Raw genomic sequence first — 14,008 nt, forward strand, 5'->3', positions numbered from 1 at the left:
AGGAATTTTCCGGGAGATCGCTTCCACGCCGTCCTATTGCTGGACGGCGTAGCACTCGATTTTCTTCTTCTTCAAAGCAGTGCAGGCCTTCCAGGCGGCGTCCTTCGATCCGAAACCGCCGAAACGGGCGCGGTAATAGGTGACTCCGTCCTTGTCGAAGGCGACGGTGAAGCCGGCGGCATCCGCCAGCACCTTGGGCGCCTGCTTGGTGGTCTTGTCGAGGAATGCCTGGGCTTCCGACTGTTTAGGCGACGATGCGACCTGGATGGCCCAGCCCGACGGTACCGACGCCGTGTTGACCGGGTCGACAGCTGGTGTCGGTTCGGCATAGGCGGCCACGACCTGCGCCGTAGCGACCTTGGGGGCAGCGACGATGACGGTCTTTACCTTCTTTGCCGGGGCTACCAGTTTGGGTGCCTCGGCCTGAGCGGTATCCTCGTCCTCGCTGTCGCCCTGGGCAACGGCTGCGTCGTCGGCGACAGAGGTGTCGTCTTCAGCGACGGCTACCGGCTTTTCATCCGGGGTCGGCGCGTCGTGCTTGGGCAGGAGAACCTTGGCAAGTGCCTTGATCGGATTGTTGCTGTCAGCCTTGGCAACCAGATCGCCACCACCGCGGGTCGATGCCCTCGGCAGATAGGTGTTGATCAGGCTTGCCATCTGGTTGTCGCGGCTGCCGCCCGACGTCCCGCCCATGACAACGGCGACGAGCCGGCGGTTGCCGTCGGAGACGGACGAGACGAGATTGAAACCGGAGGCACGGGTGTAGCCGGTTTTGATGCCGTCGACGCCCTTAATGCGTCCGAGCAGTCGGTTATGGCCGTTGATGCGCTGGCGGCCGTAGAGAAAGGAGCGCTGCGAGAAATAGCCATAGTACTGGGGGAAATGCTCCCGCAGTGCGATGCCCAGCGTGGCCATGTCGCGCGCGGTGGTGAACTGGCCAGGATCAGGCAGGCCGTTGGCGTTGCGGAAGACGGTGCCGTTCATGCCGAGCTGCCGCGCCTTGGCGGTCATCATGCGCGCAAAGGTGGCTTCATCACCGCCAAGCATTTCGCCGAGCGCCGTGGCCGAATCATTCGCCGACTTGGTGACAATCGACAGGATCGCGGTCTCGACCGTTACCGAACCGCCCGGCTTCACGCCGAGTTTCGTCGGCGCCTCGGCGGAGGCATGGGCCGAAAACACCACCGGCGAGTTTTTGCCGATCTTGCCCTTCGCCATAGCTTCGAAGGTCAGATAGAGCGTCATCATCTTGGTCAGCGACGCCGGATAGCGCCTGCCGTTGGCATCCGCGGAGTACAGCACCTTGCCCGTCTTGGCGTCCACGACAATGGCCGCCTGGCGCGCGGCCAGCGACGAGGCGACGTCGGCGCAAACGAATGTCATCGCCAAGGCGAGGGCCATGATCGCTTTGAGGGGGGAGGTGGATTTGGAAACGATGCCCAACAACGCCTGACGCACTGATATTTCCCTTGAATTCTTCGTTGCGTTGGAGGCGGCAAAGGGTCCTGCCTCACTTCCAGCCAAGCTAGCGGGGCAGCGTTACCAATCCGTTTATGGTAACCGCCGCGTTCACCATTTTCTTCGGGCTTGAAACTCACTTTATTTGATTTTTAGCCATTGCCTGCGCAGGCAAGCCTCCACGCAGGCCAAATATTGACTTTTGTGCGTCGCACAATATATTGAGTGCATTGCACAAGGGCGCCCCGAAGAAGGACGTCTCAACCGTCAAGGGAATCGTGAAATGACCCAGACCTATGAGGACTTCAGCAAATACGGCAAGGAATTCGCCGATACCGGATTGAAGAGCTTCGCTTCGCTCTCCAAGGGTGCGCAGGCGATCGCGACCGAAGCCGGTGAATATACCAAGAAGAGTTTCGAAGCCGGCAGCGCCGCTGCCGAAAAGCTGTTTTCGGCCAAGTCGCTGGAAAAGGCGATCGAGATCCACACAGACTACGCCAAGCAGTCCTACGAGGCGTTCGTCGCCGAGGCCACCAAGATTGGCGATCTCTATGCCGAACTCGCCAAGGAAGCTTACAAGCCGTTCGAATCGATCGTTGCCAAGGCGAAGTAATTTTCGCCCGACAGTCGCAACTCCGGCCCTTTGGGTCTGGGACAACCCGGTCGCGGAAGCGCGGCCGGGTTTTTTCATGCCAATTTCCCCTCCGGAGCGGCGTAGCGCTTCACGATTGCGAAAATCCGCGAAGTTTGGTCACCTAGCCATATTGTCAGCTAACCAGAAGGGCTTAAAATCGTCCATCGAACACCTACATGTCGAACTCGCATGAGGATTCGAAGAGGCAGGATTACGTGACGATCGGTTTGACTGCCACGAAACAAGTGGCGCGGATGCAAAACGGCGGCGGCGACGGCAATGAGGCCGGCCGCGGGACGGCCGTGATCACGCGCACCAAAACCAAGACCAAGAAGCCCAGCCTTTACCGGGTCCTCATCCTCAACGACGACTACACTCCGATGGAGTTCGTGGTTCACGTTCTGGAGCGTTTTTTCCAGAAGGACCGCGAAGCCGCCACACGCATCATGCTCCATGTTCACAATCATGGAGTGGGCGAGTGCGGGGTCTATACTTTCGAGGTGGCCGAGACCAAAGTGTCTCAGGTCATGGATTTCGCCCGACAGAATCAGCATCCGCTGCAATGCGTGATGGAGAAGAAGTGAGGTAACATGCCGGCTTTCTCCCAAGGCCTGGAAAAGGCGCTTCACCAGGCGCTGACGCTCGCCAATGAGCGGCACCATGAATACGCAACCCTGGAACATCTGCTGCTCGCGCTGATCGACGACACCGAGGCGGCCGCCGTCATGCGCGCCTGCAACGTCGATCTCGACGAGCTGAAGCACACTGTTCTCACCTATATCGACACAGAGCTCGACAACCTCGTCACCGGATACGACGAGGACTCCAAGCCGACCGCTGGGTTCCAGCGCGTGATCCAGCGCGCGGTCATCCATGTGCAGTCGTCGGGCCGCGAGGAAGTGTCGGGCGCCAACGTGCTCGTCGCCATCTTCGCCGAGCGCGAGAGCCACGCCGCCTATTTCCTGCAGGAACAGCAGATGACCCGCTACGACGCGGTCAACTACATCTCGCACGGCATCGCCAAGCGCCCGGGCGCATCGGAGACGCGCTCGCCGCGCGGCGCCGATGACGAGCAGGGCGGCCAGAACGGCGCCGAGCCGCAAGAAGAAGGCGGCAAGAAGAAGCAGCAGCAGGACGCGCTGACCGCCTACTGCGTCAACCTCAACAACAAGGCCAAGGCCGGCAAGATCGATCCGTTGATCGGCCGCGAGTCGGAAATCAACCGCACCATCCAGGTGCTGTGCCGCCGGTCCAAGAACAACCCGCTCTACGTCGGCGACCCCGGCGTCGGCAAGACCGCGATCGCCGAGGGCCTGGCCAAGCGCATCGTCGAGGGCGACGTTCCCGAAGTGCTGCACAACGCCACCATCTTCGCGCTCGACATGGGCACGCTGCTGGCCGGCACGCGCTATCGCGGCGATTTCGAGGAGCGGCTGAAGCAAGTCGTCAAGGAGCTCGAGGATTATCCGGGCGCCGTGCTGTTCATCGACGAGATCCATACGGTGATCGGCGCCGGTGCCACGTCGGGCGGCGCAATGGACGCGTCCAACCTGTTGAAGCCGGCTTTGTCGTCGGGTGCGATCCGCTGCATCGGCTCGACCACCTACAAGGAATTCCGCCAGTTCTTCGAGAAGGATCGCGCTCTCGTGCGGCGCTTCCAGAAGATCGACGTCAACGAGCCGACCATCGAGGACGCCATCGAGATCATGAAGGGGCTGAAGCCCTATTTCGAGGAATTCCACAAGGTCCGCTACACGAGCGAAGCCATCAAGGCCTCGGTCGAGCTGTCGGCGCGCTACATCAACGACCGCAAGCTGCCGGACAAGGCGATCGACGTGATCGACGAGACCGGTGCCTCGCAGATGCTGGTGCCGGAAGCCAAGCGCAAGAAGACCATCGGCATCAAGGAGATAGAAGCCACGATCGCCACCATGGCGCGTATCCCGCCGAAGACGGTTTCGGCCGATGACGAGAAAGTGCTGCAAGGCCTCGACATCGAACTGAAGCGTGTCGTGTATGGTCAGGACACCGCCATTACCGCGCTGACCTCGGCGATCAAGCTGGCCCGTGCCGGCCTGCGCGAACCGGAGAAGCCGATCGGCTCCTACCTGTTCTCAGGCCCGACCGGCGTCGGCAAGACCGAAGTCGCCAAGCAACTCGCCGCCTCGCTCGGTGTCGAGCTGATCCGCTTCGACATGTCGGAATACATGGAACGCCATACCGTTTCACGGCTGATCGGCGCGCCTCCCGGCTATGTCGGCTTCGACCAGGGCGGCCTGTTGACCGACGGTGTCGACCAGCATCCGCACTGCGTGCTGTTGCTGGATGAGGTCGAGAAGGCACATCCGGACCTGTTCAACATCCTGTTGCAGGTGATGGATCACGGCAAGCTGACCGATCACAACGGCAAGCAGATCGACTTCCGCAATGTAATCCTGATCATGACCACCAATGCGGGTGCATCGGATGCACAGCGCGCGGCGATCGGTTTCGGTTCGACCAAGCGCGAAGGCGACGATGTCGAGGCGATCAATCGGCTGTTCACGCCGGAGTTCCGCAACCGTCTCGATGCGATCATCCCGTTCGGCTCGCTGCCGGTGCCGGTGATCCACCAGGTGGTGCAGAAGTTCGTCATGCAGCTGGAGGCCCAGCTCTCCGAGCGCGGCGTCACCTTCGACCTGTCGCCGGACGCGATCGCCTGGCTCGCCGACAAGGGCTATGACGAGCGCATGGGCGCGCGGCCGCTCGGTCGCGTCATCCAGGAGCACATCAAGAAGCCTTTGGCCGACGAGGTGCTGTTCGGCAAGCTGAAGAAGGGCGGCACGGTGCGCGTCACCGTCGAGAAGAAGGAAACCGGCGAGACCGGCCTGAAGCTCGAGTCGCTGGCCGACGAGGCGCCGGTGCAGCCGAAGAAGGAAGAGCCGGAAGACGCGCCCAAGCCAAGGAAGGCGGTGGCCAAGAAGCCTGCCGCGAAGAAGGTCGTGGCGCAGAAGCCGGAGCCCAAGGGCAAGGATGGCGGCAAGCGCAGCCTTGTACCGCAACTGCCAAGAAAGAACTGATCATTTCGCAGTCGAGAAAAGCCCCGGAAACGGGGCTTTTTTCATTTGAACAATGGGGTGCCATGGCCGGCCAGATCATCATCCTCAACGGCGCGCCGCGATCGGGAAAGTCGAGCATCGCCCGAGCCATTCAGGAAAGCTTCGATGACCCGTGGATGACTCTGGGCGTCGACAGCTATGAGCGGATCACACCGCCGCAACTTCGCCCGGGAATAGGGTTGCGCCCTGGCGGTGAGCGACCCGACCTCGAAGTTTTTGTGCCGCGTTTGTACGCTGCCCTCTACGAATCGATCGCGGCCCACAGCCGGCTGGGCCTGAATGTCGTGACGGATGTCGGCCATCACGATGCGTACTCGAAGCCCCTCAACTGCCTGATCGATTGTGCGCGCCGGCTCGCCGGTCTGCCGGTGCTGTTTGTCGGCGTTCGCTGTCCAATTGAAATCATTATGGAAAGGCGAGCCGCCAGCGAGGCGGGCAGGGGTTATGTCACCGGCTCGCCGGTCGATCCCGTGCCTTCGCCGGTGCGGCTGTGGCAGGATGAGGTACACCGGCCCGGCGTATACGATCTTGAGGTCGACACTTCGTTGCTGAGCCCGGTGCAGTGCGCGGATGCGATCCGCGAACGGCTTCGATCGGGGGCGGCGCACCCGACAGCCTTTCAGAGGCTTGTGGATGCGCCACCCGCAACCCACCCGCGTTCCTGACTATACCGACGCGGCTTCCGGCCGGGCCAAAGGAAGATCGCTCGCGAAACGCGAAGCAATCGTCGTCCGGGACAATATCACGCCGGTGACTTTCCAGATGGCGACCGAGATCAGTATGCCAGCGTAACCGTCCGGGGCGTAGTGCCATCCAAGAACCACGGAGCCGAGCATGATGATCGCCGCGAATATCCACAGTACGACGCCAAGCCGTGGAGACAGACTCGTTACATACAGCGCAAAAAGCACGGATGAAGCGACGTGAATGGAAGGGAAAGCCGATATGCCCATGGTTCCTGAAGACAGACCCTCATAGCCGTTCCACAACCGCTCCTGCAGGGACAGGGCCCAAACCGGATACTGGCTATTCGCCGACTGAAGTGCGTCCATCAACGGTTGATAGAGATCGCCAAACCCCAACCTTGCAAAGTAGCAGGGGCCGGCGGATGAGAATATCAAGGCAACGAAGAAGCCGCCGATCAGCCAGAGCAGCATGAAGCTGAGCAGGAACTGATGACGCAGAAGAGTATCGCGGGTCGCCACGACACTTGAAAAGACAGTCACGATCAGCACCGCGAACCAAAAATTATAGCAGAAATTGAGAAGACGGATGGCTAGCGGGCTTTCAATAATCCACCAAAGCCATTGGTAAGAAGCGCGCCCGAAATGCAGCTTGGTGCTGAAGTGTGCGATGGCCTGGTCCCAGGAGAAAGGCGCCAGTACGGCGATCGCGCCCTTCAGCACTGAGAAACCCGAAACAAAAATCACGATCGCGGCAAGGCCGTTCACGCCATTGGCAATACGGTTTCTATCGGCCAGCAATTGCCGGAAGGAAACCAGCAAATGGCTGGCCGGCGATCTTGCGCGATGGACAAACGCCAGTTGAAGCAGCCGGAAGACTGCATATACACATCCAAGAATCCAGAAATAGACCACCAGATAAAAGGCATATTCGTAAAGCAACGCGAAATCCGGCAGATTCCCGACCCGGGCACCAACCGCAAAGCCCAATCCCAGAGTAAACAGCGCAACCGCATGAATAATACGGTGCCGAAGAAACGATTCGACCAAGATTTTTGAAAAAGCGGCCTCACCATTGGCCCCGGATCGCCGGCTCAAATATTCGAAAGTATCTTGCAATGCATGTCCCTCGCGCACGAAAAATGCCTCGCAAGGGCTTGCTGGAATATTAAGAATGCCGCCGCCTGGTGATGTCCCAGCCGCCGCGATGATCGCTCGGTTTACAAAGACTTAAGATTTGGCCGACAGGGCGGCGCGGATCTTTTCGGCGTTCTCAGCCAGCACCTCGGGCTTTTCCATTGCGCCGGTATGTGGCTTCAGGGGGATGCCGTCGAAGCGCGGGATGACATGCACATGAAGGTGGTAGACGGTCTGCCCGGAGGCCGGTTCGTTGAACTGCAGGATGGTGACCCCATCGGCGTCGAGGGCCTTCTTCACGGCCAGCGCCACTTTCTGTACGACCGTGAAAAGCGGGCCGAAGGTCGATGGGGCGGCGTCGAGCAGATTGCGCGACGGCGTCTTTGGCACCACCAGCGTGTGGCCCGGCCCCTGCGGCATCACATCCATGAAGGCCACGACCGCATCGTCTTCGTAAACGCGGTGCGAAGGAATTTCGCCGCGCAGGATCTTGGCGAAGATGTTGTCGGTGTCATAGGCGGTTTGGGCCATGGCGAACGCTCCGGATTTGTACCTCGCCATCCCGTGTAGCGAAGCTGTCCCGTAGCGACAAGACGATGTGGCGCGCGATCAGGCGAGATCGACCATGCCAAGGCCTGCCTATTCCTCCAGATCCTTGCGGAACGGGGTATGCTCTTCCAGATACTCGCCCATCCGCTCGACTTCGCGCCGCTCGCGCCTGAGATAGTCGGCGACCGCGTTGCGCAAGCCAGGATGCGAAATGTAGTGGGCGGAATGCATTGTAACCGGCCTGTAGCCGCGCGCCAGCTTATGCTCTCCCTGCGCGCCAGCCTCGACCACCTTCAGCTTGCGTTCGATGGCGAAATCGATGGCCTGGTGGTAGCAGACCTCGAAATGCAGGAAGGGGTGATCCTCGATGCAACCCCAGTTGCGGCCATAGAGCGCGTCGGAGCCGATGAAGTTGATGGCGCCAGCAATGTAGCGCCCGTTGCGCTTGGCCATCACCAGCAGGATATCGTCCGCCATGCGTTCGCCGATCAGCGAGAAGAACTGGCGGTTCAGATAGGGGCGGCCCCATTTGCGGCTGCCGGTGTCCATGTAGAAAGCGAAGAAGTCGTCCCAGGCTTTCTCGGTCAGGTCCTTGCCGGTCAGCCAGTCGATGGTGATGCCATCGGCAAGCGCTTCGCGCCGTTCCTTCTTCATCGCCTTGCGCTTGCGCGAGGCAAGTGTGGCGAGAAAGTCGTCGTAAGTCGAAAAGCCTTCGTTGAAGAAGTGGAACTGCTGGTCGGTGCGATGCAGGAAGCCCGCGGCCTCAAGCGTCGCGACGTCGCTTTCCTGCGCGAAGGTGACATGGGCCGAGGATACGCCGAGCTTGTCGGTCACCATTTTGAGGCCGGCGGCGAGCCCGGCCTTGACCGCGTCGGGATCCTCGCCTTTGCCGACCAGCAGCCGAGGGCCGGTGACAGGCGTGAACGGCACGGCGCATTGCAGTTTCGGGTAGTAGCGGCCACCGGCGCGCTCGAAGGCATCCGACCAGCCGTGGTCGAATACATATTCGCCCTGGCTGTGCGACTTGAGATAGCAAGGGACCGCACCCAGCAGCCTGCCTTGCGCGGTCTCCAGCCGCAAGTGATGTCCTTGCCAGCCGGTGCGCCGCACGGCGCAGCCGGAATCTTCCAGTGCGCTCAAGAACGCAAATGAAACGAGGGGGTTATAGCCATTCTCCGCATCGCCGCGCGTGGTGCCGGCAAAGCCGTTCCATTCATCGCAGGTGAAAGCGCCGATGCCGGCGGCGATGCGGATCGAATAGTCCGCGCTTGCTGTTTGTCCGTCGCCGTCGTCACCCTGATCCATGAGGCTTATTTAAGCTCCATCGGGGCCGCTACAAGTCACGTTTCAGACACCCCGTTCAGGCGACGTGCACCAAGTCGGGTTCGAACCCTTCGAATGTCATCTGATCGGCATATCTGAAGGTCAAGTCGATCGCGGGCTGGTCATGGACCGTCCAGGTGATGACAGGCATCTTGAGCTTTTCACGCACGAAGCTGACGAACGGGTTCGGCAAGTCGCCGGCGGCGTAGGAAGTGAAGGAAAGCTCGTGCGCCAGCATGGAAAAATGCGCTTCGATCAGCTTGAGGTCCTTGCCGTAGGCGGTCAGACCAGCGGGAATGCCGGGCGCATGTTTCGGGAAATCACGGATCAGCCAGTGATCGAACGACATGATCGCCGCCTTGCCCTTGTAACGCTTGAGTATCTTGCCGACGTGCGCCACCAGGCCTTCATCGCGGCCGGGAATCCCTTTCAGTTCGACGACCATGGGCACGCGACCGTCGACCAGGTCGAGTGCTTCCTGCAGCGTCGGCAAATGGTCGGACGTGCCGCCAACCTTGAGCGCGGTCAGTTCGGAAGCGCTGCGTTGCCAGACGAAACCATCCTGTCCGGTCAGCCTTTTCAGGTCGTCGTCATGGATGATGATGGGAACGCTATCCGACGACAGATGCACGTCGCATTCGATGGCGTAGCCGCGTTCGGCCGCGGCGGAGAAGGCCGACAGCGTGTTTTCCCACCGCGTCTTGTTCATGTCGTGGAAGCCGCGATGGGCAACCGGCCGGGCAGTCAGCCAGGAGAGGTCGGTCATGTCAGCCTCATTCGACTTCGAAGATCGCTTCGATTTCCACTGCGGCATTAAGCGGCAGGGAGGCGGTGCCGACGGCCGAGCGGGCGTGCTTGCCGCGCTCGCCAAGGGCGGCGACCAGGAAATCAGAGGCGCCGTTGGCGACCAGATGCTGCTCGACAAAGTCAGCCGCGGAGGCGACGAAGACGGTGATCTTCACAAGCTTCCGGATCTTCTCGAGATCGCCGAGCGCGGCTTTGGCCTGTGCCAGAATGTTGATTGCGCAGTATTTTGCCGCGTCCTTGCCGCTTGCCGTGTCGACGTCGCGGCCGAGCAGGCCGCTCGCCTGCAGCTTGCCGTCCTTGAGCGGCAATTGTCCGGCGGTGAACAGCAGACTGCCTGACCTGCAATAGGGCACGTAGTTGGCGGCAGGTGCGGCGGCGACAGGAAGCGCCACGCCGAGATCGCTTAGCCGCTTTTCGATTGTTTCACTCATTGCTTTTCCCTATTGCTGGAAGGCGCCGCGCTGGCCGGGCCGAAATTGCTATTTTTGCCTCGCTTCCGCCACGACTTTTTTTAAGCTGGACCATCTTTCCCTGCGGCCTGCCATCAGCCGCGACGATCGGAGTACCTCATGCGCGCAACGCGCCTTGCATTCCACGCCGCCCTGTTGTCGGCGGTCTTCTCGGTAGGCCCCGCTTTCGCCGTCCCGGCGCTGCAGGCGCACCGCGCCGTGTATGACCTCACCCTCAACAAGGCCTCCGACCGGTCCGGCATAACAGGCATATCAGGTCGCATGGTCTATGAATTCAACGGTTCGGCATGCGAAGGCTATACGGTGAAATTCCGTTTCGTGACCCAGATCGTCACCAACGACAACACGAGACTCACCGACCAGCAGACAACGACTTTCGAGGACGCCGAAGGCAAGACCTTTTCGTTCGTGACCAAATCCTTCGTCGACCAGAACCTCGACAAGGAGGTCAAGGGTATCGCCACGAAAGATGCGAAGGGGCTGAAGGTCGACATCGACAAGCCCGAGAAGAACAGCCTGGAACTCGCCGCCACCCAGTTTCCGACCCAGCATCTGGTCGAACTGATCGGCAAGGCCGAGAAAGGCGAGAACTTCTACCAGACAAACCTGTTCGACGGCTCCGAGGACGCCAACAAGGTGATGACGACCACCGTCGTCGTCGGCAAGAAGACCGAGGCTGACAAGGCCGATCCGGAAGCTCCGGCGCTGGCGAAGCTCGCCACCGACAAATACTGGCCGGTCGACATCGCCTATTTCGATGACAGCGCCCAGAACGGTGAAGAGGTGCCGGAATACCGGATCAGCTTCAAGTTGCATGAGAACGGCATCACCCGCGATCTCACCATGGACTATGGCGACTTCTCGATGACGGGCAAACTGGTCAATCTTTCGCTGTTCGACCAGACAAAGCCTTGCCCGGTATCGAAATAGCCGGGGTGCGCAATTGAGGCGGCCACGGCGGGCTTGATGGCGGTCTACGTCGATGCGGCGATCTGGAAGTGGGCGGGCCATCGCTGGTGCCACCTGATGGCCGACGATACCCACGAGTTGCATCGATTCGCCGCCGAACTGGGCGTCAAGCGCTCGTCCTACCAGGGCCCGCCCAAGACGTCGGCTCCGCACTATGACATAACCGGCCTGGAGCGCGACCGCGCGGTGCGGCTCGGCGCCATCGAATGCAGCCGCGAGGAGATCGTCGCGATCTTCCGGCGCGTGCGGGTGCCCAATGGAAAGGCAAGGCCATGACACCAACGGCATTTCTTGCCTATTGCGCCGCCGTCACGCTCGCCGCCGCCACACCGGGACCCGCGATGTTCGCGGTCATCACCAATGGCGTGTCGCGGGGTTTCCTTCGTGCCTTCATGGCCGGCATTGGGGTCGCCGCCGGCGACGCCGTGCTGGTCACCCTGGCGCTGCTCGGTCTGGTGGCGCTGGCCCAGACCTTCGAATGGATCTTTCTCCTGCTGAAATATGCCGGCGCTGCCTATCTGATCTTTCTCGGGATCAGGATGTGGCGCGCCTCGGCCGCGCAATCGGATGAATCACGGACGGCCGAGGCGAGATTGTCCCGATCCTTCCTCCTTGGCGCATCCATCGCGCTGGGAAACCCGAAGGCAATCCTGTTCCATGCCTCGATCATGCCGCTGATCCTCAACCTCGACACGCTCACCTTTGTCGATGGCCTGCTGGTCGTGGCCGTCGTGATCAGCGTCAATATCCTCACAATGGGTGCCTATGCAGCACTTGCGGGCCGGGCTTCGGGCTGGTTCAGGACACCCAGGCGCATGCGGCTGATGAACCGGTTTGCCGGCAGCGCCATGATCGGCACCGGAGCGCTGATTGCCGCACGCTGAGCGGTAAAGCGCCGACCCGCTTGCGTTTGTCGCACTTCCCCTCTATATGCGCGCTCATTCCACACACGGACTTTGGTGTCTGCCCGGGAGAAATCCGGCTGAAACCTCCGGTGGCGTTCAAGGACCTCGTCCGAAAATGCCTGTGTCCGTGGAGGCTAACCGGAAAGGAAAATAAGAATGGCTCTGCCTGATTTCAGCATGCGCCAGCTTTTGGAAGCTGGCATTCACTTCGGCCACCAGACCCACCGCTGGAATCCGAAGATGGCGCCCTACATCTATGGCGCCCGCAACAACATCCACATCATCGACCTCTCGCAGACGGTGCCCTTGCTGCACCAGGCGCTGAAGCAGGTCTCCGACACCGTAGCCAAGGGCGGCCGCGTGCTGTTCGTCGGCACCAAGCGCCAGGCGTCCGACATCGTTGCCGATGCGGCTCAGCGTTCGGCCCAGTACTATGTCAACTCGCGTTGGCTCGGCGGCATGCTGACCAACTGGAAGACGATCTCGAATTCGATCCAGCGCCTGCGCAAGCTCGACGAGATGCTGGCCGGCGAGGCCCAGGGCCTTACCAAGAAGGAGCGCCTGAACCTCGATCGCGAGCGCGAGAAGCTGGACAAGGCACTGGGCGGCATCAAGGACATGGGCTCGACGCCCGACCTGATGTTCGTGATCGACACCAACAAGGAAGCGATCGCCATCCTTGAGGCCAAGCGCCTTGGCATCCCGGTCGTCGCCATCATCGATTCGAACTGCGATCCGGACAAGATCGATTTCCCGATCCCCGGCAATGACGATGCGGCCCGCGCCATCCAGCTCTATTGCGACCTGATCGCCAAGGCTGCGATCGACGGCATCGCCCGTCAGCAGGGCGCGCTCGGCGTCGACATCGGCGCTTCGGTTGAAGCTCCGGTCGAGCCGGCGCTCGATCCGGCTCCGGCGTCGGAAGCCCCCGAGGCTTGATAATCGAAGGCCGGCAACGGCCTTCATCTTTCTCATATTCTGGCACGCTAAACAGACGCACCATCGAGTACCGATGGTGCGTCGGTGCATTTAAAACAAAGAGGCGACAATGAGCATTTCGGCTGCACAGGTCAAAGAACTCCGCGACTTGACCGGCGCGGGCATGATGGACTGCAAGGCGGCGTTGAACGAGACCAACGGCAATATGGAAGAGGCCGTCGACTGGCTGCGCAAGAAGGGCATTTCCAAGGCCGACAAGAAGGCCGGCCGCACCGCCGCCGAAGGCCTGATCGGCGTCGACAATGGCGTGCGCGAGGCCGCGGTCGTCGAGGTCAATTCCGAGACCGACTTCGTTGCCCGCAATGCCGCGTTCCAGGAAATCGTCGCCAACGTTGCCAAGGTCGCTCTCGCCTATGGCACGACCGAGGCGGTTGCCGCCGCCAAATATCCGGGTTCGGACAAGTCGGTCACCGACACCATCAAGGACGCTGTCGGCACCATCGGCGAGAACCTGGGCTTCCGCCGCTCGGCCAAGCTGACCGTTCCGCATGGCGCTGTGGCGACCTATGTCCACAACGCGGTTGCCGACGGCCTCGGCAAGCTCGGCGTGCTGGTCGCGATCGAAACCACGGGCAATGAGCATGCGGCCAACGCCTTTGGCCGCCAGGTCGCCATGCACGTCGCCGCCACCAACCCGATGGCGCTGACGGCGGAGCAGATCGACCCGGCCGCGGTCGAGCGCGAGAAGGCGATCTTCTCCGACCAGGCACGTCAGTCCGGCAAGCCGGAAGCGATCATCGAGAAGATGGTAGAAGGCCGCATGCGCAAGTTCTACGAGGAAGTCGTGCTCTTGAAGCAGGCCTTCGTGCTCAATCCCGACATCACCGTCGAGAAGGCCCTGAAGGATGCCGAGAAGGAAATCGGCGCGCCGGCCAAGATCACCGCCTATCTGCGCTTCGCGCTTGGCGAGGGTATCGAGAAGGAAGAGACCGATTTCGCGGCGGAAGTCGCGGCCGCGGTCAAGAAGTAAGCTTCC

The 14,008-nt window shown here is 61.2% G+C and carries 15 protein-coding genes; 9 read left to right on the forward strand and 6 right to left on the reverse strand.

Translation table 11 applies throughout. The features are described from left to right. Positions 1-33: 33 nt before the first annotated feature. On the reverse strand, positions 34-1,458 hold the full coding sequence (locus tag EB815_RS21955; protein WP_056576952.1) for a D-alanyl-D-alanine carboxypeptidase family protein: 1,425 nt from the start codon (positions 1,456-1,458) through the stop codon (positions 34-36). A gap of 283 nt (positions 1,459-1,741) precedes the next feature. Here EB815_RS21955 and EB815_RS21960 point away from each other — a divergent pair, with 283 nt between their 5' ends. The 4 genes from EB815_RS21960 to EB815_RS21975 all read left to right on the forward strand — a co-directional run bounded on the left by EB815_RS21960 (position 1,742) and on the right by EB815_RS21975 (position 5,855). Then, positions 1,742-2,071 carry a phasin family protein gene (locus tag EB815_RS21960; protein WP_056576955.1) on the forward strand — a complete coding sequence of 110 codons (330 nt, stop codon included), beginning with the start codon at positions 1,742-1,744 and terminating at the stop codon, positions 2,069-2,071. A 275-nt stretch (positions 2,072-2,346) separates the two neighbouring features. Then, a complete protein-coding gene (gene clpS / locus EB815_RS21965; RefSeq protein WP_010909565.1) occupies positions 2,347-2,676 on the forward strand; it encodes an ATP-dependent Clp protease adapter ClpS in 330 nt (109 codons plus the stop codon). 6 nt (positions 2,677-2,682) lie between these two features. Beyond that, a complete protein-coding gene (gene clpA, locus EB815_RS21970) occupies positions 2,683-5,151 on the forward strand; it encodes an ATP-dependent Clp protease ATP-binding subunit ClpA (protein ID WP_056576958.1) in 2,469 nt (822 codons plus the stop codon). Between the two features lie 62 nt (positions 5,152-5,213). Beyond that, the gene (locus EB815_RS21975; protein WP_056576961.1) at positions 5,214-5,855 is read left to right on the forward strand and encodes a chloramphenicol phosphotransferase CPT family protein; all 642 of its coding nucleotides are present in this window, start codon (positions 5,214-5,216) and stop codon (positions 5,853-5,855) included. Here the strand turns inward: EB815_RS21975 and EB815_RS21980 are convergent, their stop codons facing one another. From EB815_RS21980 to EB815_RS22000, 5 genes are all read right to left on the reverse strand, one after another. Beyond that, positions 5,856-7,010 carry a phosphatase PAP2 family protein gene (locus tag EB815_RS21980; RefSeq protein WP_245303322.1) on the reverse strand — a complete coding sequence of 385 codons (1,155 nt, stop codon included), beginning with the start codon at positions 7,008-7,010 and terminating at the stop codon, positions 5,856-5,858. 93 nt (positions 7,011-7,103) lie between these two features. Then, positions 7,104-7,541 (reverse strand): HIT family protein, encoded by a 438-nt coding sequence (locus tag EB815_RS21985; RefSeq protein WP_056576965.1) that lies wholly within the window; start codon positions 7,539-7,541, stop codon positions 7,104-7,106. Positions 7,542-7,649: 108 nt separating this feature from the next. Beyond that, positions 7,650-8,864, reverse strand: a complete 1,215-nt coding sequence (locus EB815_RS21990; protein WP_056576968.1) for a GNAT family N-acetyltransferase — start codon at positions 8,862-8,864, stop codon at positions 7,650-7,652. A gap of 55 nt (positions 8,865-8,919) precedes the next feature. Next, positions 8,920-9,648 carry a glycerophosphodiester phosphodiesterase gene (locus EB815_RS21995; protein ID WP_056576971.1) on the reverse strand — a complete coding sequence of 243 codons (729 nt, stop codon included), beginning with the start codon at positions 9,646-9,648 and terminating at the stop codon, positions 8,920-8,922. Between the two features lie 7 nt (positions 9,649-9,655). After that, a complete protein-coding gene (locus EB815_RS22000) occupies positions 9,656-10,120 on the reverse strand; it encodes a RidA family protein (protein ID WP_056576974.1) in 465 nt (154 codons plus the stop codon). 138 nt (positions 10,121-10,258) lie between these two features. Between EB815_RS22000 and EB815_RS22005 the strand changes: the two genes are divergently transcribed. The 5 genes from EB815_RS22005 to tsf all read left to right on the forward strand — a co-directional run bounded on the left by EB815_RS22005 (position 10,259) and on the right by tsf (position 14,002). After that, the gene (locus EB815_RS22005) at positions 10,259-11,089 is read left to right on the forward strand and encodes a cell envelope integrity EipB family protein (RefSeq protein WP_056576977.1); all 831 of its coding nucleotides are present in this window, start codon (positions 10,259-10,261) and stop codon (positions 11,087-11,089) included. A gap of 36 nt (positions 11,090-11,125) precedes the next feature. Next, complete coding sequence (locus EB815_RS22010; RefSeq protein WP_056576980.1) at positions 11,126-11,404, forward strand: DUF4031 domain-containing protein; 279 nt, start codon at positions 11,126-11,128, stop codon at positions 11,402-11,404. Continuing rightward, positions 11,401-12,012 (forward strand): LysE family translocator, encoded by a 612-nt coding sequence (locus EB815_RS22015; protein ID WP_056576985.1) that lies wholly within the window; start codon positions 11,401-11,403, stop codon positions 12,010-12,012. The genes EB815_RS22010 and EB815_RS22015 overlap by 4 nt, the downstream gene beginning before the upstream one ends. Before the next feature lie 177 nt (positions 12,013-12,189). Further along, entirely contained in the window at positions 12,190-12,972 is a 783-nt protein-coding gene (gene rpsB / locus EB815_RS22020; RefSeq protein WP_023777441.1) for a 30S ribosomal protein S2, read from the forward strand. A 109-nt stretch (positions 12,973-13,081) separates the two neighbouring features. After that, positions 13,082-14,002 (forward strand): translation elongation factor Ts, encoded by a 921-nt coding sequence (gene tsf, locus EB815_RS22025; RefSeq protein WP_056576988.1) that lies wholly within the window; start codon positions 13,082-13,084, stop codon positions 14,000-14,002. The last annotated feature ends 6 nt before the right edge of the window (positions 14,003-14,008 follow it).

Origin of the sequence: Mesorhizobium loti (genome assembly GCF_013170705.1) — a bacterium.
Classification (GTDB): Bacteria; Pseudomonadota; Alphaproteobacteria; order Rhizobiales; family Rhizobiaceae; genus Mesorhizobium; species Mesorhizobium loti_D.

What these genes read in the sequence shown, in the direction of transcription:
- clpS (WP_010909565.1), top strand. Translation starts at nt 2,347, where the DNA reads ATGCAAAACGGCGGCGGCGACGGCAATGAGGCCGGCCGCGGGACGGCC.
- rpsB (WP_023777441.1), top strand. Translation starts at nt 12,190, where the DNA reads ATGGCTCTGCCTGATTTCAGCATGCGCCAGCTTTTGGAAGCTGGCATT.
- EB815_RS21985 (WP_056576965.1), bottom strand. Translation starts at nt 7,541, where the DNA reads ATGGCCCAAACCGCCTATGACACCGACAACATCTTCGCCAAGATCCTG.
- EB815_RS21995 (WP_056576971.1), bottom strand. Translation starts at nt 9,648, where the DNA reads ATGACCGACCTCTCCTGGCTGACTGCCCGGCCGGTTGCCCATCGCGGC.
- EB815_RS22015 (WP_056576985.1), top strand. Translation starts at nt 11,401, where the DNA reads ATGACACCAACGGCATTTCTTGCCTATTGCGCCGCCGTCACGCTCGCC.
- EB815_RS22010 (WP_056576980.1), top strand. Translation starts at nt 11,126, where the DNA reads ATGGCGGTCTACGTCGATGCGGCGATCTGGAAGTGGGCGGGCCATCGC.
- tsf (WP_056576988.1), top strand. Translation starts at nt 13,082, where the DNA reads ATGAGCATTTCGGCTGCACAGGTCAAAGAACTCCGCGACTTGACCGGC.
- EB815_RS21975 (WP_056576961.1), top strand. Translation starts at nt 5,214, where the DNA reads ATGGCCGGCCAGATCATCATCCTCAACGGCGCGCCGCGATCGGGAAAG.
- EB815_RS22000 (WP_056576974.1), bottom strand. Translation starts at nt 10,120, where the DNA reads ATGAGTGAAACAATCGAAAAGCGGCTAAGCGATCTCGGCGTGGCGCTT.
- EB815_RS22005 (WP_056576977.1), top strand. Translation starts at nt 10,259, where the DNA reads ATGCGCGCAACGCGCCTTGCATTCCACGCCGCCCTGTTGTCGGCGGTC.
- clpA (WP_056576958.1), top strand. Translation starts at nt 2,683, where the DNA reads ATGCCGGCTTTCTCCCAAGGCCTGGAAAAGGCGCTTCACCAGGCGCTG.
- EB815_RS21960 (WP_056576955.1), top strand. Translation starts at nt 1,742, where the DNA reads ATGACCCAGACCTATGAGGACTTCAGCAAATACGGCAAGGAATTCGCC.
- EB815_RS21990 (WP_056576968.1), bottom strand. Translation starts at nt 8,864, where the DNA reads ATGGATCAGGGTGACGACGGCGACGGACAAACAGCAAGCGCGGACTAT.